We start from the raw sequence: 17,384 nt of genomic DNA on the forward strand, positions 1-17,384 counted from the left end.
GGCGCAGTACGATGAACAACAGAAACTTCCAGCAAGGAATTCCATGCTCGACCTGATCCTTAGAAACTGTTCGCTGCCGGACGGCCGCCAGAACATCGACATCGGCATCGCCAATGGCCGCATCGTGGCGTTGGAGCCGGCGCTGAAGGCCGAGGCCGCGCAGACGGTGGACGCGGGCGGCCAACTGGTGTCGCCGCCCTTCGTGGACGCGCACTTCCACATGGATTCCACGCTGTCCTTCGGCCTGCCCCGGGTGAACCAGTCGGGCACGCTGCTGGAAGGCATTGCGCTGTGGGGCGAGCTCAAGCCCTTGCTGACCCAGGAGGCGCTGGTCGAGCGCGCGCTGGCGTATTGCGACTGGGCGGTGGCCCGCGGCCTGCTGGCCATCCGCTCGCACGTCGACGTGTGCGATCCGCGCCTGCTGGCCGTGGAAGCGCTGCTGCACGTGCGCGAAAAGGTCAAACCCTATCTGGACCTGCAACTGGTGGCCTTCCCTCAGGATGGCGTGTTACGCGCGCCGGGCGCGCTGGACAACCTGAAGCGGGCGCTGGACATGGGCGTGGACGTGGTGGGCGGCATTCCCCATTTCGAACGCACCATGCAGGACGGGGCCGAATCCGTGCGCATCCTGTGCGAACTGGCCGCCGAACGCGGCCTGCGCGTGGATATGCACTGCGACGAAAGCGACGATCCGCTATCGCGCCACATCGAGACGCTGGCCTACCACACGCAACGCCTGGGCCTGCACGGACGCGTGACGGGGTCGCACCTGACGTCCATGCATTCCATGGACAACTACTACGTCTCCAAGCTGATCCCGCTGATGCGCGAAGCCGGCGTGGCGGCGATCGCCAACCCGCTGATCAACATCACGCTGCAGGGCCGCCACGATACGTATCCGAAGCGCCGCGGCATGACGCGCGTGCCGGAACTGCTGGCCGCCGGCGTGCCGGTGGCCTTCGGCCACGATTGCGTGATGGACCCGTGGTACAGCCTGGGTTCGGGCGACATGCTGGAAGTGGCGCACATGGGCCTGCACGTCGCCCAGATGACGGGCCAGGACGCCATGCGCGCCTGTTTCGCGGCGGTGACCGCCACGCCCGCGCTGATCCTGGGCCTGGACGAAACCGGGCTGGCCGTCGGCAAGCGCGCCGACCTGGTGCTGCTGCAAGCGCGCGATCCCGTCGAGGCGCTGCGCCTGCGCGCCACCCGCCTGATGGTGATGCGCGGCGGCAACGTGATCGCGACCACGCCGCCCGCCACCGCCACCCTGAACCTGCCCGGACGCCCCGGCCAGGTCAGCTTTCAGACACCGGCCCGCTGACGAACGCCGGCCGGCGCGCCGCCGTCACGATGATTTCCACCAGCAGCTCCGGCGCGGCCAGCTTGGCCTCGCAGGTGGCGCGGGTGGGCATCGCCTGGGGCAGCGCCCACTCGGCCCACACGGCATTCATGCCGGCGAAGTCGCGGTCGATGTCCTTGAGCCAGATCTGCACCGAAAGCAGGCGCGATTTGTCCGTGCCCGCCTGCGCCAGATAGCCGTCTATCTTGGCCAGCGCGTCGCGGGTCTGCGCGGCGATGCCTCCCTCCGCCGCCGAGGTCACGCCCGCCACGTACACCGTATCGCCGTGGATGACGATGCGGCTGAGGCGCTGGTTGGAATCCTTGCGCACGATATCAGTCATTCTTTTTGCTCCTTCAGGGATGGATCGGACGCCGGCGCGGCGTCCGTGAAACGTTCAATCCGGAATGGCGCGATCGGCAGGTCCGTCGCGCCGGTGGTGATCAGGTCGGCCATGATGCGGCCGACGATGGGCCCCAGCTCGAAGCCGTGGGCCGAGAATCCAAAGGCATGGAAGGCGGTCTCGTGGCGGCTGCTGCGGCCGATCACGGGTATCTCGTCCGGCATGGCCGCCTCGATGCCCGCCCAGCCTCGGTTCACGACCGCGTCGCGCATGTGCGGGAACAGGTCGCAGACCGTGCGCGCGCCTTCGGCCAGCGAGCGGAAATCCAGTTCGGTCCATTCCGCGTCGCGGTCCACCCAGGCGCGCCGCCCGCCGCCGATCAGGACGGTTCCGTTGGCGCGCTGCTTGAACGACAGGGCGCGGCCCGTGCCCAGCACCACCGGATCGAGGAAATGGTCCATGCGCAGGGTCACCAGCATCATGGGGCTGATGGCGGTCAACGGCACCGGCTCGCCCCAGGCCGCGGCGATGCGGTCGGCCCAGGCGCCGGCGCAGTTCAGCACCCGCGGCGCGGTGTACACGCCCGCGTCCGTCTCCACGCGCCATTGGCCGTCGCGGCGCGCCACCGCATTCACGCGCACGCCTTCCAGGAAGCGGGCCCCCAGGCTGGCCGCCTTCATGCGGAAAGCCAGCGTCGTGCGGTAGGGATCCGCGGCGGCATCCTCGCGCGCGATCAGCCCGCCTTGCACCGTGGGCGCCAGCGCCGGAATCAGCGCCCGCAGATCCTCGGGACTTATCCACTGCTCGTGGGTATAGCCATGGTCCGTCATGGTTTGCAGGCGGGCGCGCAGCAGGGCCGCGTCCTCGGCGTTCTCCGCCACGCGCACCTGGCCGTGCTGCTCGAAGCCGCAATCATCGTCCACCAGCTCGCCGATGCGATACCAGAGCTCGCGCGAGGCCAGCGCCAGCGGCACCTCGGCCAGGTGCCTCGACAGGGTGCGCACGCCGCCCGCGTTCACGCCGGAGGCGTGCCGGCCCACGTAGTTCTTCTCGATCACCAGCGGCTGCATGCCCGCGCGCGCCAGATGCAGCGCCGCCGAGCTGCCGTGCAGCCCGCCGCCGATGATGATGACTTCCGCCGACCGCGTGGCACCGGTCATGTCTACTCCTTCGGTTTACTTTTTCAGCCGGACGACGGCCTGCCTCGAATCGTCCGTCTGCGGCAGCGAGGCGAGTTCGCCCAGCGTCAGCGGCTTGGTCGGGAACCGCAGGCGGTAATAGCCCACCTCCTGCGTCGGCACGCCGCGCTCCTCGGCGATGATCTCCGACACGGTCAGCCCGCAGAACCGGCCCTGGCAGGGTCCCATGCCGCAGCGCAGGAACGCCTTCATCTGGTTGGGTCCGCTGCATCCCAGCTTGACGGTGTCGCGCACCTGCGCCGCGGTGACTTCCTCGCAACGACAGACGATAGTGTCGCCGGTGGGGCGCCGGAACGCGTCGGGCGTCTTGTAGAGCGCGTCGAAAAACTCGCGGCCGCGAACGGCCCGCGCCAACGCCGCGCGCGGCGCAGCAGCCTCGCCATCGCGCTTGGCGGCATCGATGCGGCCCAGCAGGTGGGCGGCCTGCAAGGCGGCCAGCCGGCCGCGATGCTCTGCCGCCAGCGCGCCGGCGATGCCCGCGCCGTCGCCCGCCATGCCGATGCCCTCGACCGAGGTCAGGCCCCACTCGTCGACCTGCGGCTCCCAACAGTCCAGCGCGTCGTTCCAGCGGTGCTCCGCGCCCACGGCGCGCGACAGGTTCACGTTGGGCACCACGCCCTGGTGCAGCATCAGCTGGTCCGCGGGCAACGTTTTGCTGACGCCATCCGCCGTATAGCGCACGCTTTGCAGTTTGCCGTCGCCCAATGCCTCCAGCGCCGTCACGCCGCGCGTGATGGGCACCGCAGCCTTGACCGCGCGCAGCAGCTTCAGGCCCTTGCCCAGGTACGGCGAACGCAGGAAGCCCCAGACCTTGGGCAGCGCCTGGCTCATGCGTCCCGGCGGCGTGGTTTCGAGCAGGGCGTCGATCTTCACCCCAGCGTTCAGGTACTGCCAGGCCACCAGGTACAGCAGCGGGCCGCTGCCCGCCAGCACCGTGCGGTCGGCGGGCACCACGCCCGCCGACTTCAGCAGAATCTGCGCGGCGCCGGCCGTGATGACGCCGGGCAGCGTCCAGCCGGGAATGGGAAAGGGGCGTTCCTGTGCGCCCGTGGCCAGCAGCAGCCGGCGCGCATGCACGATGCGCGCCTCGCCCGCCACCGAGTAGGCCACCTCGAAGCCGTTTTCCGGTTGGGGCGCGGTGCGCTCGGCCACCGCCCACACCGTGGCGCCCGGCACGTAGCGCGCGCCGGACTGCTGGAAGGGCCCCACCAGCGAGGCGCCATGCCAGTAATCTTCGCCCAGGATGGCGCGGTCGGTCACGGGCGTGGTCGTGATGGCCCGATAGATCTGGCCGCCCGGCGCCGGCTGTTCGTCCAGCAGCACGGTATCCACGCCCAGCTTCGCGGCCAGCGTCGCTGCCGCCAATCCTGCCGGGCCCGCGCCCACCACCAGCAAATCGCATTGCGTCGTATCGATCATGCCTGCACCTTGCGCGCGCCCAGCTGGCGCTCGATCTTCATGCCTTCGCGCACGGCCGTCATGCAGCCCTGCTGGTTCGCCTGGCCGTCGATGGTGACCAGGCAGTCGTAGCACACGCCCATCATGCAATAGGGCCCCCGCGGCACTTCGTTGACCGCCGTGTCGCGGCACGCCTGCACGCCGCCGGCGAACAGCGCCGCGGCCACGCTGTCGCCCTGGCGGCACAACAGCTCGGCCCCGTTGACCGTTACGCGCACCGGCGCGCCCTGCGCCTGGCGTTGCGCCTCGTCAAGCCTCTTGAACATGGAACCTCCGGGTCGAGAAGGGCGCCATGTCGTCGGCCAGCGAGCCGGCGGCGATCATGGGCGCCAGATTGAGCGCGTGCGCGGCGGCCAGCGTCACGCCGCTATGACAGGTGGCGACGAAGGCCCCCGGGCACGTTTCGGATTGCTGATAGATGGGAAAGCCGTCCTTGGACATCACGCGCAGCGCCGCCCAGCTGCGCACCACCCGCACCTCGCGCAGCGCGGGCAGGGTGCGCACGGCGCGGTCGGCCAGCGTGCCCAGGATGGGCAGGCCCACCTGGTTGTCCGCGTAGCCCGCCTCTTCCTGCGAATCGCCGATCAGCCAGGTGCCTTCGTCGGTCTGGCGCAGCGTGGACAACGGCGTTTCGAGCATGCGGCGCGTGCGTTCCAGCACCACGATCTGGCCGCGCTGCGGGCGCACCGGCACGTCCAGGCCCACCTGCGCGCCCAGCTCCTTGTTCGACAGCCCCGAGGCCAGCACGATCTTGCGCGCGCGCACCGTGCCGGCCGGCGTGTCGATCTCGAACACGCCGTCGCGTTGGCGGACGCGCTGCGCCGGACGGCGCGGCAGGTAATCCACAACCCGCTGTGCAAAACTCGTGTGCAGCGCGCGCAGCAGCTTGAGTGGATTGGCGATGCCGTCCACCGGCGTCCAGGTCGCGCCGCGCACGTCGGGGCCGATGCCCGGCACCAGGTCGGCGACCTCCGCCCGGTCGAGCAGCTTCCATTCGTATTGCGACATGCCCGGCTGCGCCAGCAGGGTCTGCATGAATTTGACCCGGGCCTCCACTTCGGCCTCGCTCAACAGCGCATGCAGACCGCCGCGCTGCTCCAGGTGCACGTCCACGCCGGTCTCGTCGAGCAGCGCCGCGGCCAGGCGCGACCACCCCGTGGCCGAGATCATGGTCCAGACGCCGTAGCGCGGCAACCCCATGCCTTTGCTCTGCACCCAGACCAGCCCGAAGTTGCCGCGCGAGGCCCGGTAGGCCACGTCGCCTTCGTCCAGCACGGCCACGTGGTCCAGCTCGCGCCGCAAGCCATAGGCGATGGCCGACCCGACCAGTCCGCCGCCGATCACCGCCGCGTCGTAGATCCCGCGATGCGCGGGCGCGCGCGGCGCCAGTTGTTTCTCGTCCGTCATTAGCGTCCCTTTCCTACAAACAGCTTTTCCAGGCCGACCACGCGGTCCAGGATGAATATGGCGATGATCGTCACGTAGATCAGCACGGCCGACACAGCAGTCACCAGCGGATCGATCGTGTCTTCGATATGCAGGAAGATCCGCACCGGCAGCGTGGTCGTGGACGGCGATGCGATGAAGATGGACATGGTGAGCTCATCGAAGCTGGTGATGAACGCGATCACCCAGCCGCTGACCACGCCGGGCAACAACAACGGCAGCACCACTCGACGGAACGCGGTCCAGTTGGACGCGCCCAGCGATTGCGCGGCGCGCTCCAGCGCCGGATCGATGCCCGTGGCCGATGCCAGCACCAGGCGCAGCGCGTAGGGCATGATCAGGATCACGTGCGCCACCACCAGGCCCACGTATGTGCCCGCCAGATCCACCGTCGTGAAGAACTTCAGGAAGGCCAGGCCCAGCACCACGTGCGGAATCATCAGCGGCGAAAGGAAGAAGGCCACCAGCGCCTCGCGGCCGCGGAAGCGGTTGCGGGCCAGCGCCAGCGCGCTGGGCACGGCCAGCACAATCGCCAGGCTGGCCGACAGCGTGCCCAGGCCCAGGCTGAACCAGAAGGCCTCGACGAAGCGCGGGTTGTCCAGGATGGCGCGGAACCAGCGCAGCGACAGGCCGCCCGAAGGCAGGGAGATGAATCCTTCCGAGGTGAACGCCACCGCGCAGACCATGACGATGGGCGCGAGGATGAAGAGAATGAACAGCGTGTGGAACAGCAGGCCGATCGGACCGTTCTTGAATGGCATGTCAGCCTCCCGCCTGGTTGAAGACCGCGCCGTACTTGCGCTCGATGATCCGGTTGGCCGACAGCAGCACCACGACCGTCGCCAGCAGCAGCACCACCGCCAGCGCCGCGCCCAGCGGCCAGTTCAGGGTGTTCAGGAACTCGTCGTAGGCGGCGGTGGCCACGTTCTTCAGGCGGCGCCCGCCGATGATGGCCGGCGTGGCGAAGGAGCTGGCCGCCATCGCGAACACCATGATCGCGCCCGACAGGATGCCGGGCATGACTTGGGGGATGACGACGCGGCGGATCACCGTGAACTGCGTGGCGCCCAAGGACAGCGCGGCCGCTTCCGTGGACGGGTTGATCCGCTGCAGCGAGGCCCACACCGATATCACCATGAAGGGCACCAGCACGTGCGTGAGCGCGATGGCCACGCCCAGGTTGCTGTACATCAGGTCCACCGGCGCCGAGATGAGCCCGATGCCCATCAGCGCCTTGTTGATCAGCCCGGTGGAGCCGAACAACAGCGCCCAGCCCAGCGTGCGCACCACGACCGAGATCAGCAGCGGCCCCAGCACCACCATCAGGAACAGCCCCTTCCACGGATTGGCCATGCGCGACAGCACGTAGGCCTCCGCCGTGCCCAGCACCAGACAGGCCACCGTCACGACGGCCGCGACGCCGAAGGTGCGGGCGTAGATCTCGTAGTAGTAGCCGTCGGAGAAGATTTCGATGTAGTTCTTCCACGTGAACGTGGCTTGCATGCCGCCGTAGAACTGGAAGTCGAAGAAGCTGATCAGGAACACCAGCGCCATCGGCACCACCAGGAAGGTGGCATACACCGCCAGCGCCGGCGTGCTCAGCACCCAGGGATTGACGCGCGCGCTCATGACGGCCGCCCCGGCGCCACCACGCACATGTCCTGGGCGCGCCAGCGCAGGTGCACCGTCTCGCCTTCGGCGGGCACGGGCACGCCGTCGTTCTGGCGGATCACCATTACTTCGCCCACCGAGGTCTCGACCTGGCACAGCCAGTGATTACCCTGGAACACGCGGGTTTTCATGCGGCCGGGCAGGGCACAGGCGGCCGGCTCGGAGAACAGGATCTTCTCGGGGCGCACGATCACCGCGCCCTGGGGCACGGGCGCGCCGTCCATCGAGACGTGCGCCTCGCCGATGCGCGCGCGCGTTTCGCCGGCGTACTGCTCGGCCTGCGGCGTGAACACGTTGGCCTTGCCCAGGAAGCCGCCCACGAACTGGCTGGCCGGCCCTTCATAGGCCTGGAAGGGCTCCGCCACCTGCTCCACGCGCCCCTGGTTCATCACCACGATGCGGTCCGACAGCGCCAGCGCTTCGGACTGGTCGTGCGTCACCAGGATGGTGGTGGTGCCCACCGTGCGCTGGATGCTGCGCAATTCCAACTGCATTTCCTCGCGCAGCTTGGCGTCCAGGTTGGACAGCGGTTCGTCCAGCAGCAGCACGCTGGGCCGGATGACCAACGCCCGCGCCAGCGCCACGCGCTGCTGCTGTCCGCCGGACATGCGCGCGGGATGGCGGTCGGCCAGGTGCGCCAGGCCCACCAGCTTGAGGGCGTCGGCCACCCGCGCCACGCGTTCGTCCTTCCTGACCCGCTGCATTTCCAGCCCGAAAGACACGTTCTCGGCCGCGGTCATGTGCGGGAACAGGGCATAGTTCTGGAACACCATGCCCAGGCCGCGCTTGTTGGCCGGCACCTTGCTGACGTCCCTGCCGTCCAGCACGATGCTGCCGCCCGAAGGCTCCACGAAACCGGCGATCATCTGCAGCGTGGTCGTCTTGCCGCAGCCGGACGGCCCCAGCAGCGAAATGAATTCGCCGCGGTTCACGGACAGGCTCAGGTCCTGCACGGCGGCCGTGTCGCCATAGCGCTTGCTCAGGCGATTCAAAACTAGGTAGGTCATGGATGCTCCCCTGGGCGGCGCGCCGCGCCGCCCGTTTCCGTCCTGGCGTCAGCGCTCGATTTCCCGCGTCCAGCGCTTGTTCCAGTCATCCCGGTTCTGGTTGACCGTGTCCCAATCGATCACGATCAGGTCGGCGGCGCGCTTGCCGATAGGCAGCGGCACGCGGGGATCGTCCGTGACCTTGGCCTTCTTGTTCACCGGCCCGTAGCCATAGGCCGACGCCAGCTTCTCCTGCACCTCGGGAGAGACCAGGTATTGCACGAAGGCCTGGGCGGCCGGGTTGGCATTGGGCTTGGCGACCGGACACACCGACGACAACAGGGCGTAGGCGCCTTCCTGGGGATACACGAAGCCCACCGGGAATCCGGTATCGGCGAATGCCTTGGCGCGGCCGCTGCCCCAGACCGAGATCACCGCCTGGCCGCTGGAGAAGAGCTCGGTCATCTTGCCCGGAGAAGGCTCATAGACCAGCACGTTGGGGCCGACCTCGTTCTTGAAGGTGACGAAGCCGGGATCGATCTTCTTCTCGCCGCCGCCGCCTTCGCGCGCATACTCCACCAGCGCGTGCAGCCCGTAGGTGTTGTTCAGCGGCGGCACCACCAGCTGCTTCTTGTACTTGGGATCCTTCAGGTCCTTCCAGGACGCGGGCGGCGCCCACTTCTTCTCGTCGAAGACCTTCTTGTTGTACATGATGCCGGTGGCCACGATGCCGATGGCGACCGCCTTGTCGTCCTTGTAGCGGGCCGTGCCGTAGATATCGTCGGCCGGCAGCCCCTTGATGGGTTCGCAGAAGCCCAGCGCGATGGCCTGGTACATGGGGCCGTCGTCGATGATGGCCACGTCGATCTGCTGATTGCTTTTCTGCGCCTGCAGGCGCGCCACCGTGTTGGTGGAATTGCCAGCCACGTAATCCAGCTCGACGCCATGTTGCTTGGCGAAGGGCGGGAAGATGTCCTTGCGCATGATGTCTTCGAACGAACCGCCATATCCCGCGACCACCAGCTTCTGCGCCGCCGCGTTGCCGCCGAGTCCGACGGCCACCGTTGCCGCCGCGAGCACTGCAAGTACCTTGCCCATGAGAACCCCCGAATATAGGAAGAAAACTGCAAGAACTGCCGGATGCCGCCAGGAACGCGGGAGGGCCGCAAGGCCGCGAGGCATGCAAAAAAATTGCGCTTCCCGTGTTCCTGGACTTCATGTCCGCCGTACAATTTGTCCGTACATGAATGTCCGGACAAATAATGAATCCGAGAGAATGGCCTTGTCAATCGGTTATTGTCCGGAGAAACCCCTAAGACCATCCAAGGAGCCTTCCCCATGACCCGATCCTCCGAGCGCGCAGCCGCTCCCGGCGGAGCGCGGCAAGCCCGCGGCAAGCCGGAATCCCCGGCGCCCGGCGGCGACTCCGACGGCCCCCGCTACAAGAGCATTTTTCAGACGCTTTCGCAGGACATCCGCTCGGGCCGCTATCCCGTGATGACGCTGCTGCCCACCGAGCACGAACTCTGCGACCTCTTCGACGCCAGCCGCCACACCATCCGCGAAGCCATCCGCATGCTGACGGTGGCCGGCATGGTGTCGCGCCGTCCCGGCGTGGGAACGCGGGTGGAAGCCGCGAGCGCCCGCACGCGCTTCACGCAGCGCATCTCGCAGTTCCCCGACCTGCTGCAGTACGCGCGCAACGCCGCGCTGCTGGTGCAGGACGTGCGCACCATCAGGCTCGGCAAACGGCTGGCCGAAACGCTGGGCTGCGAAGCCGGTCTGTCCTGGTTGCATATCAACTCCATCAAGACGCTGGACGACCGGGACACGCCCGCCGCCTGCACGCTGATCTACACCGATCCCGCGCGCTCCGACGTGCGCGTCGAGGTCAAATCGCGCATTTCCCTGCTGCGCCTGATCGAAGACCATTTCGGCGAACGCATCACCGAGGTCAACCAGGAGTTCTCGGCCACGCCCATCGGCGCGACGATGGCGAAGCAACTCCGGGTCGAACCCAGGACGCCGGGGTTCGTCATCACGCGCCGCTATTACGGCGATGGCGGCGTGCTGCTGCTGGCCACCATCACCACGTTTCCCCACGACAAGATGAAGTACTCCATGACGCTCAACGTGGGGTGAGGGGCTCCGCCGGGCCGGCGCGATCCCCGTAGGCGGCGCGCGCCGCCTGCGCGCTGATCTTGCCGTCCGCCAGGTCCTGCTCGATGCGCGCCTGCGGTCGCGCCGCGGGCGCGCCGTAGCCGCCGCCGCCCGGGGTTTCGATGCGGACGCTATCGCCCGGCTCCAGCGCGATATTCGCGGTCTTGGAAAACAGCTCTTCTTCACGCGGCGTGCCGAAATTGCGGATCAGCCGCGCGCGCCGTCCATCGCCGCCGCCGTCCACGCCCGCCGCCACGCCCACCGTGTGGCTGTCCGAACGCGCCGAGAACACGATGCCCGGCCCCACCGCGCGGATCTGCTTGGCGATCGCCATGCCGCCGCGCGTGCGGCCCACGCCGCCCGAATCCTGGATCAGCGCGTACTCGTCCATCAGCAGCGGGTATTCGTTTTCCAGCGCCTCCACCGGCAGGTTCGACGTATTGGTCATGTGCACGTGCACCGCGTCCATGCCGTCGGTGTCCAGCCGCGCCCCCGCGCCGCCGCCCAGCGTTTCCAGGTACACGAAATGGCCGGCGCGTTCGCGCCAGCGGCCCGAGAATACGATTGCCGGGCAGCAATCGTTGCTGGACGCCATGATCTTCTCCGGCGGCAGCAGGCCGCGGAAGGCGCCGAAGATCGCGCCGGCGACTTTCTGCGCCGTGATCGAGCGCGCGCCCACCGCCGCCGGATGCTCGGGATTGGTAATGGTGCCCACCGGCGCCGACAGCGAAATGGGATCGAACAGGCCCGCGTTAGGCGCGAGGTCCGGATCCAGCAGGGCCTTCACGGCGTAGTACACGCAGGCTCGCAAGGCGTTGAACGGCAGGTTCATCGCGCCGCGCGCCTGCTTGCCCGACCCTTCGAAATCGAAGTGCAGCGTATCCGGGCCGACCGTCAGCGTTACCTGGATGGGCACGGGATCTCCGCCCATGCCGTCGTCGTCCAGGTCGCTGCGGAAGGTGTAGCTGCCCTGCTGCAGCTCCGCGATCCGGTTGAGCAGGCGGCGGCGCGTATAGGCGATCACGTCGTCCACCGAACGCAGCACCGCGTCCAGCCCCATCTGGCGGATCAGGCCCTGCACGGCGGCGGCGCCGCGGCGGTTGGTGGCCATCTGCACGCGCAGGTCCAGCACGCGCTCTTCCGGATCGCGGGTATTGGCGCAGATCAGGCGCAGCATGTCCTCGTCCGTGTCGCCGTGCTTCGCGATACGGCAGGCCGGTATGCGGATGCCTTCCTCGAAAATGGACTTCAGGCCGCCGGCGATGGATCCCGGCACCGCGCCGCCCACGTCGGAATGGTGCGCGATATTGGCCGCGAAAAAGCGCAGCACGCCATCCCAGAAGACCGGCGTGACGATGTTGATATCGGGCAGGTGGCTGCCGTCGGCCAGGTAGGGATCGTTGCAGATGAATACGTCGCCCTCGCGGATCTGGTCCAGCGGATAGGCGCGCAGGATCGCGCCCATGGCGCCATCCAGCGAACCCAGGTGCAAGGGGATCTGCGTGCCCTGCGCGACCAGCCTGCCTTGCGCGTCGAACAGCGCGACCGAGCAGTCCTTGCGTTCCTTGATGTTGGTCGAGAACGATGCGCGCACCAGCGTGTTGTTCATGTCCTCGGTGATCGACAGGAGGCGGTTGCAGAACACCTCCATGCCGATGGGATCCGCCAGCGCCACCGCGGCGCCGGGATTGTTGGATTCATTCATGCGTGCCTCCCTGCAGGCGGATGATCAGGTTGCCGTATTCGTCCACGCTCGCGTCGTGCCCCACGCCCACGACGGTGGTGGAGCTCATTTCCTCCAGCAGCGCGGGGCCGGTGAAGCGCGCGCCCGTGGGCACGCGGTCGCGGTCGTACACCGGCGTATCCAGCCAGCCGTGGCCGGCGCCGAAATAGGTCTTGCGCTCGCCCAGCCTGGCGTCCTCCAGCGCGCCGCCCACGTGGCGCGGCGCCAGCGGCGCCTTCACCACCTGGCCCACCGCCTGCATGCGGCAATTGATGATCTGTACCTTGCGGTCGTCCACGACGTAGCCGTACTCGCGCTCGTGCGCCTCGGCGAAGCGCCGCGCGAACTCGGCATAGCCGCCGGGCCCGGTATCGTCCAGCGCGACCCGCACTTCGAAGTTCTGGCCTTCGTAGCGCGCGTCGATCGCGCTGTGGCAGACGCGCAGGGCCGGGTCCACCCGCTCTTCGGCCAGCCAGGCCTGCGCCTGCGCGCGCAGTTCCTCGAAGAGGGCGGAGATCGCGCCCCAGGCCTCGCTGCTGGCAAGCGAGATTTCGCTGCGCACGAAGTCGAAGGAGATATCGCTGAGCAGGATGCCGCGCGCGCACATGGTTCCGGGTTCCTGCGGCACGATGACGATGGGAATGCCGCATTCCTCGGCCACCTCCACCGCGTGCAGCGGCCCCGCGCCGCCGTAGGCGTACAAGGCGAAGCGCGAGAGGTCGTAGCCGCGTTCGGTCGATACGGCGCGGATGGCCCGGCTCATGTTGGCCGCCGCGATGCGCAGGATGCCTTCGGCCGCCGCCTCCATGCCCAGCCCGAGCGGCTCGGCCACGCGCTGCTCGATGACCTGGCGAGCCGCCTCGGCATGCACCGGCATGCGGCCGTTCAGCAGGGCCACCGGATTGAGCCGTTGCAGCGCGATCTCGGCATCGGTGATGGTTGGCTCCTGGCCGCCGCGCCCGTAGCCCACCGGGCCCGGCACCGCGCCCGCGCTGTGCGGCCCCACCTTCAGGCCGCCGGCATCGTCCAACCACGCGATGCTGCCGCCCCCCGCGCCGATCACGTGGATATCCACCATCGGCGTCTTGACGGGATAGCCCGCGACGTGACGATGCGAGGTGAATAACGGACGTCCGTCGCACACCAGCGATACGTCCGTGCTGGTGCCGCCCACGTCGAAGGTCACGAGGTCCGGGCTGCCGATGGCGCGCCCCACCGCCGCGGCGCCCACCACGCCGGCGGCCGGGCCGGACAGGCAGGTGCGCACGGGATACTGGCGCACCGTGGCGATCGACATCAGGCCGCCGTTGGAATGGATGGTGTGCGGCTCGTGGCGAATATCCAGGTCGCGCACGCGCTGCAGGAACCGCTCCAGGTAGCGCGCCATCTTCGGTCCGACCGCCGCGTTCAGCACCGTGGTGGACAGGCGCTCGTACTCGCGGAACTCGGGCAGCACGTCGGACGACATGCTGATGTAGGCATCCGGCATGACCTCGGCCACGATCTGCGCCGCGCGGCGTTCGTGCGCCGGATTGCGGTAGGCATGCAGGAAGCAGATGGTCACCGCCTCGATGCCGGCCTGCGCGTACCGGACCGCCGCCTGCCGCACCTGGTCTTCGGCAAGCGGCGTCAGCACCTCGCCCGCCGCATTCACGCGTTCATCGACTTCGGCGCGGAACTCGCGCGGCACGGCCACCGGCGGCTTGCCCACGCCGTAGTCGTACAGGTGCGGGCGCGTCTGGCGGCCGATTTCCAGCACGTCGCGAAACCCCCGCGTGGTGATCAGCCCGACCCGCGCGCCCTTGCGCTCGATGATGAGATTGGTGGCCACCGTCGTGCCATGGCCCACGTGCGACACCTGGGCGGGCGAGATGCCGCGCTCCGCGAGCATCTGGCCGATGCCGGTGGCGATGGCCTCCGAAGGATCGTGCGGCGTGGAGGGCACCTTGTGGAAGTGCACCGCGCCGGCGTCCTCGTCGATCATCGTGAAGTCGGTAAACGTGCCGCCGACGTCTATCCCTATGCGATACATGTTCTCGTTCCAGATAAAGTCTTGCCGGGCCGCCAGGCCCGGCCTCGCGGAAAAAAATGCGCGAAAGAGGGAAAAGAGGGGATCAGTCCAGCTGGATGCCGGCCTGCTTGACCACCTTGCACCACTTGCTGATTTCGTCCTTGATCATGGTGCCGAACGCCGGCCCCGATACATCGGACACCTGCGCGCCCTGCTGCTCCAGGTAAGTCTTCATGGCGGGCGCGTGCAAGGTCTGCACCAGGCCGTCGGTGAGCTTCTGCCGCAGCGGCTCGGGCATGTTGGCGGGCGCCAGCATGCCGAACCACACCATGGCCTCGTAGCCGGGATAGCCGGCTTCCGCCACGGTGGGCACGTCCGGCAGCATCGCCGAGCGTTGCGGCGAGGTCACCGCCAGCGCCTTGATCTTGCCGTCCTTGATGTAGGGGTAGGACGTCATCACCACATCCATCATCATGTTGATCTGCCCGCCCACCAGGTCGATCAGGGCCGGGCCGGATCCGCGGTAGGGCACGTGCACGATGGACACGCCCGCCGTGGTCTTGAACAGCTCCGCGGCAAGGTGGTTGGACGTGCCCTGGCCATTGGAGGCGAAGGAGTATTTCTCCGGCTCCTTTTTCAAGAGGGCCACGAAGTCCTTCAGGTTGTCGGCGGGCACCGACTTGTTCACCGACATCACGTTGGGAATCGTGGCCACGACGGTCAGCGGCGTGAAGTCCTTGACGGCGTCGTAGGGCAGCTTGGAATAGACGCAGGGCGCGCTGCCGTGCGTGCTGACCGATCCCATCAGGATGGTGTAGCCGTCGGCCGGCTGGCGCGCCACGTATTCCGTGCCCACGGTGCCGCCGGCGCCCGGCCGGTTCTCCACGATAACGTTGGCGGACAGGCGCTGGCCCAGTCCTTCCGCCACCTTGCGCGCGATCAGGTCGGTAGACCCGCCCGCGGCGAACGGCACCACGATGCGGATCACTTTGTCCGGCCAGGCGGCGCTGGCCGAGCCGGCCGCCGCGAATAGCGCGGCCCCGGCGGCAATACGACAGCAACTGCGTAATAGCCCTTCGTTCATGGCTTGGTTTCCCCTTGTTGATAGAACTTCCTCAAGGCCGGATCATGCGTGTCCGGCGTTGGGCACGGCGTCTGGGGCAATGCCCCGCCCGGCCCTCGTTCGCTGCAACAACAAGGCCATGCTAGGCCTGCGGATTCGATGGCAGCAGTCCTGCAGGTTTATATTTGTATAAATGCCATTTATAAGGGCGTGCCCGTGAAGAATCCGGACCTGAACCTGCTTCAGCATTTCGATGCGCTGATGGCCTGCCGCAACGTGTCGCGCGCGGCGGAACTGCTCGACATCAGCCAGCCCGCGATGAGCGCGGCCATGAACCGGCTGCGCCAATTGTTCGGCGACCCCTTGCTGGTGCGCGAGGGCGGCGCCTGGCAACCCACCCTGCGGGCGCTGGAACTGCACCAGAACTTCAAGCCCCTGCTGGAGAGCTGGCACCGCGCCACGCGCACGCGCGAAGCGTTCGATCCGGCGCACTCATCGCGCACGCTGTCGTTCTACGCCACCGACTACGTGCAGTACACCCTGCTGCCCAAGCTGATTCCCCGGCTGGCCGTGGACGCGCCGCATTTCCAGTTGCAGATCGTGCCCGCGCGGCCGCAGCACGGCCTGAGCATGCTGGATACGAACCACGTGGAATTGATCGCGGGCTACTTTCCCGATCCCGCGCCGGACTTGCGCACGCGCTTCCTGTACCAGGAGCCCGCGGTATGCATCGTGCGCGAAGGACATCCCTGTCTGCGCAAGCGCTGGAACCTGGACGCCTACCTGAGCTACGGGCACCTGGACCTGGCCGCGCACACGCGCTACTTCAGCACCGCGATCGACCGCATCCTCATGGGCCACAACCGCAGCCGCAAGATCGTGGCCACGCTGTCCAGCTACCTGGTGTGCCCGTTCATCGTGGAGGGGTCGGACCTGATCGCGACCATGCCCGTCAGTATCGCCCGCGCCATGGCCGGCAGCGCCCGCATCGTCACGCAGAAGGTGCCGCTGACGCTGCCGCCCATCGCCGTGTCGCTCTACTGGCACGAGCGCTACCAGGACGATCCCGCGCACGCCTGGCTGCGGCAGTACCTGGCCGGCGTGCTCGGCTAGATGCGCGCCTACTTCAGCGGCAGATGGATGCGGGTCAGCAGCTGCGCGGGCGGCGTGCTGCGCGGATCGTTCATGTATTGCTCGAACATCGGGAAGTCGGCAGGCACCATGCCGCTGCCCGGCAGCCATTCCGAGAACATCCAGTTGTAGGCCTTGCCCATTTCGCTGTACGGGCCCGTATAGGCCAGCACGGCGCAGCGGCCCTCGGGGATCTCGAAGCGCTCCAGCCCGTCGCCCGGCACCGCGTCGGGCGGGATCGACACTCCGGCCAGCGAGCGCAGGTCCTTGACGGGCACCTGTTCCGGATCGTCGAAATACACGCCATAGCCGCAGGTCTCGCGCGTGGCCAGGCCACGGCTGCCCGCCAGCATGAAGACGCGGTCGAACACGGGCCCGATGTCCAGGTAGCTGCCGCGGTGAGGCAGGGCGGCCAGAATGACGCCGGGGAAATTCTCGATGCTGATGGGATACATGCCGAGCTCCTGAGGATCGAAGGGACGGGAGCGGGCGGCGCGATAGCGCCCCGGCGGAATGCCGAAGGCCGCGCCGAATGCCCGGTTGAACGCCGCGTCCGACTCGTAGCCGGCACGCTGCGCCACCTCTCGCAATGAAGCCTGCGACCCCGCCAGCGCCGCCGCCGCGCGATGCATGCGGATGCGCTGCACCGTCGCGTTCACCGTTTCCCCCATCATGGCCCGATAGACCCGATGGAAGTGGTAGGGCGACAGGCAAGCCAGGTCCGCCAGCAGATACAGGTCGGGATCGGCGTCGGGATGGCTTGCCAGCCAGCGCAGGACGGGATCCAGGCGCCGGGCGTATTGGGTCAGGGTTCCTGGCTTCATGCGAGCTCCTTGGAGGGCAATGTAGCG

16 protein-coding genes are annotated in these 17,384 nt (G+C 68.0%); 3 read left to right on the forward strand and 13 right to left on the reverse strand.

The window, feature by feature from the left end:
- The first annotated feature begins 43 nt into the window (after nucleotides 1-43).
- Complete coding sequence (locus ADE01S_RS10085; protein WP_062681554.1) at nucleotides 44-1,324, forward strand: amidohydrolase family protein; 1,281 nt, start codon at nucleotides 44-46, stop codon at nucleotides 1,322-1,324.
- Here the strand turns inward: ADE01S_RS10085 and ADE01S_RS10090 are convergent.
- From ADE01S_RS10090 to ADE01S_RS10130, 9 genes are read right to left on the reverse strand one after another with little or no spacing between them, the layout of a single operon-like run.
- Nucleotides 1,299-1,685: a RidA family protein gene (locus ADE01S_RS10090; protein WP_062681555.1), complete on the reverse strand. Its 387-nt coding sequence runs from the start codon at nucleotides 1,683-1,685 to the stop codon at nucleotides 1,299-1,301. The two genes, ADE01S_RS10085 and ADE01S_RS10090, sit on opposite strands and share 26 nt — an antisense overlap.
- Entirely contained in the window at nucleotides 1,682-2,845 is a 1,164-nt protein-coding gene (locus ADE01S_RS10095; protein ID WP_062681556.1) for an NAD(P)/FAD-dependent oxidoreductase, read from the reverse strand. The genes ADE01S_RS10090 and ADE01S_RS10095 overlap by 4 nt, the downstream gene beginning before the upstream one ends.
- A gap of 15 nt (nucleotides 2,846-2,860) precedes the next feature.
- Complete coding sequence (locus ADE01S_RS10100; RefSeq protein WP_062681557.1) at nucleotides 2,861-4,303, reverse strand: FAD/NAD(P)-dependent oxidoreductase; 1,443 nt, start codon at nucleotides 4,301-4,303, stop codon at nucleotides 2,861-2,863.
- A complete protein-coding gene (locus ADE01S_RS10105; RefSeq protein ID WP_062681558.1) occupies nucleotides 4,300-4,608 on the reverse strand; it encodes a (2Fe-2S)-binding protein in 309 nt (102 codons plus the stop codon). The genes ADE01S_RS10100 and ADE01S_RS10105 overlap by 4 nt, the downstream gene beginning before the upstream one ends.
- On the reverse strand, nucleotides 4,592-5,749 hold the full coding sequence (locus ADE01S_RS10110) for an NAD(P)/FAD-dependent oxidoreductase (protein WP_062681559.1): 1,158 nt from the start codon (nucleotides 5,747-5,749) through the stop codon (nucleotides 4,592-4,594). Before ADE01S_RS10110 ends, ADE01S_RS10105 begins: the two co-directional genes overlap by 17 nt.
- Complete coding sequence (locus tag ADE01S_RS10115; RefSeq protein WP_062681560.1) at nucleotides 5,749-6,549, reverse strand: ABC transporter permease; 801 nt, start codon at nucleotides 6,547-6,549, stop codon at nucleotides 5,749-5,751. Before ADE01S_RS10115 ends, ADE01S_RS10110 begins: the two co-directional genes overlap by 1 nt.
- A gap of 1 nt (nucleotide 6,550) precedes the next feature.
- Nucleotides 6,551-7,417 (reverse strand): ABC transporter permease, encoded by an 867-nt coding sequence (locus ADE01S_RS10120; RefSeq protein WP_062681561.1) that lies wholly within the window; start codon nucleotides 7,415-7,417, stop codon nucleotides 6,551-6,553.
- Nucleotides 7,414-8,466, reverse strand: coding sequence for an ABC transporter ATP-binding protein (locus ADE01S_RS10125; protein WP_062681562.1), 1,053 nt, complete (start codon nucleotides 8,464-8,466; stop codon nucleotides 7,414-7,416). Before ADE01S_RS10125 ends, ADE01S_RS10120 begins: the two co-directional genes overlap by 4 nt.
- Before the next feature lie 48 nt (nucleotides 8,467-8,514).
- Entirely contained in the window at nucleotides 8,515-9,543 is a 1,029-nt protein-coding gene (locus ADE01S_RS10130) for an ABC transporter substrate-binding protein (RefSeq protein ID WP_062681563.1), read from the reverse strand.
- Nucleotides 9,544-9,783: 240 nt separating this feature from the next.
- Between ADE01S_RS10130 and ADE01S_RS10135 the strand changes: the two genes are divergently transcribed.
- On the forward strand, nucleotides 9,784-10,587 hold the full coding sequence (locus ADE01S_RS10135) for a GntR family transcriptional regulator (RefSeq protein ID WP_062681564.1): 804 nt from the start codon (nucleotides 9,784-9,786) through the stop codon (nucleotides 10,585-10,587).
- On the opposite strand, the gene ADE01S_RS10140 is transcribed toward ADE01S_RS10135, so the two are convergent.
- The 3 genes from ADE01S_RS10140 to ADE01S_RS10150 all read right to left on the reverse strand — a co-directional run bounded on the left by ADE01S_RS10140 (nucleotide 10,574) and on the right by ADE01S_RS10150 (nucleotide 15,423).
- The gene (locus ADE01S_RS10140; protein ID WP_062681565.1) at nucleotides 10,574-12,310 is read right to left on the reverse strand and encodes a hydantoinase B/oxoprolinase family protein; all 1,737 of its coding nucleotides are present in this window, start codon (nucleotides 12,308-12,310) and stop codon (nucleotides 10,574-10,576) included. The genes ADE01S_RS10135 and ADE01S_RS10140 overlap by 14 nt on opposite strands.
- Entirely contained in the window at nucleotides 12,303-14,360 is a 2,058-nt protein-coding gene (locus ADE01S_RS10145) for a hydantoinase/oxoprolinase family protein (RefSeq protein ID WP_062681566.1), read from the reverse strand. Before ADE01S_RS10145 ends, ADE01S_RS10140 begins: the two co-directional genes overlap by 8 nt.
- Nucleotides 14,361-14,442: 82 nt before the next feature.
- Nucleotides 14,443-15,423 (reverse strand): Bug family tripartite tricarboxylate transporter substrate binding protein, encoded by a 981-nt coding sequence (locus ADE01S_RS10150; protein ID WP_062681567.1) that lies wholly within the window; start codon nucleotides 15,421-15,423, stop codon nucleotides 14,443-14,445.
- Between the two features lie 195 nt (nucleotides 15,424-15,618).
- Between ADE01S_RS10150 and ADE01S_RS10155 the strand changes: the two genes are divergently transcribed.
- Entirely contained in the window at nucleotides 15,619-16,515 is an 897-nt protein-coding gene (locus ADE01S_RS10155) for a LysR family transcriptional regulator (RefSeq protein WP_228468367.1), read from the forward strand.
- An 8-nt stretch (nucleotides 16,516-16,523) separates the two neighbouring features.
- Here ADE01S_RS10155 and ADE01S_RS10160 read toward each other — a convergent pair whose 3' ends face one another.
- Nucleotides 16,524-17,357: an AraC family transcriptional regulator gene (locus ADE01S_RS10160; protein ID WP_062681568.1), complete on the reverse strand. Its 834-nt coding sequence runs from the start codon at nucleotides 17,355-17,357 to the stop codon at nucleotides 16,524-16,526.
- Nucleotides 17,358-17,384: the final 27 nt, after the last annotated feature.

The organism is Achromobacter denitrificans NBRC 15125, from assembly GCF_001571365.1.
In the GTDB taxonomy this organism is placed as follows: domain Bacteria; phylum Pseudomonadota; class Gammaproteobacteria; order Burkholderiales; family Burkholderiaceae_B; genus Achromobacter; species Achromobacter denitrificans.

What these genes read in the sequence shown, in the direction of transcription:
- ADE01S_RS10085 (WP_062681554.1), top strand. Translation starts at nt 44, where the DNA reads ATGCTCGACCTGATCCTTAGAAACTGTTCGCTGCCGGACGGCCGCCAG.
- ADE01S_RS10090 (WP_062681555.1), bottom strand. Translation starts at nt 1,685, where the DNA reads ATGACTGATATCGTGCGCAAGGATTCCAACCAGCGCCTCAGCCGCATC.
- ADE01S_RS10095 (WP_062681556.1), bottom strand. Translation starts at nt 2,845, where the DNA reads ATGACCGGTGCCACGCGGTCGGCGGAAGTCATCATCATCGGCGGCGGG.
- ADE01S_RS10100 (WP_062681557.1), bottom strand. Translation starts at nt 4,303, where the DNA reads ATGATCGATACGACGCAATGCGATTTGCTGGTGGTGGGCGCGGGCCCG.
- ADE01S_RS10105 (WP_062681558.1), bottom strand. Translation starts at nt 4,608, where the DNA reads ATGTTCAAGAGGCTTGACGAGGCGCAACGCCAGGCGCAGGGCGCGCCG.
- ADE01S_RS10110 (WP_062681559.1), bottom strand. Translation starts at nt 5,749, where the DNA reads ATGACGGACGAGAAACAACTGGCGCCGCGCGCGCCCGCGCATCGCGGG.
- ADE01S_RS10115 (WP_062681560.1), bottom strand. Translation starts at nt 6,549, where the DNA reads ATGCCATTCAAGAACGGTCCGATCGGCCTGCTGTTCCACACGCTGTTC.
- ADE01S_RS10120 (WP_062681561.1), bottom strand. Translation starts at nt 7,417, where the DNA reads ATGAGCGCGCGCGTCAATCCCTGGGTGCTGAGCACGCCGGCGCTGGCG.
- ADE01S_RS10125 (WP_062681562.1), bottom strand. Translation starts at nt 8,466, where the DNA reads ATGACCTACCTAGTTTTGAATCGCCTGAGCAAGCGCTATGGCGACACG.
- ADE01S_RS10130 (WP_062681563.1), bottom strand. Translation starts at nt 9,543, where the DNA reads ATGGGCAAGGTACTTGCAGTGCTCGCGGCGGCAACGGTGGCCGTCGGA.
- ADE01S_RS10135 (WP_062681564.1), top strand. Translation starts at nt 9,784, where the DNA reads ATGACCCGATCCTCCGAGCGCGCAGCCGCTCCCGGCGGAGCGCGGCAA.
- ADE01S_RS10140 (WP_062681565.1), bottom strand. Translation starts at nt 12,310, where the DNA reads ATGAATGAATCCAACAATCCCGGCGCCGCGGTGGCGCTGGCGGATCCC.
- ADE01S_RS10145 (WP_062681566.1), bottom strand. Translation starts at nt 14,360, where the DNA reads ATGTATCGCATAGGGATAGACGTCGGCGGCACGTTTACCGACTTCACG.
- ADE01S_RS10150 (WP_062681567.1), bottom strand. Translation starts at nt 15,423, where the DNA reads ATGAACGAAGGGCTATTACGCAGTTGCTGTCGTATTGCCGCCGGGGCC.
- ADE01S_RS10160 (WP_062681568.1), bottom strand. Translation starts at nt 17,357, where the DNA reads ATGAAGCCAGGAACCCTGACCCAATACGCCCGGCGCCTGGATCCCGTC.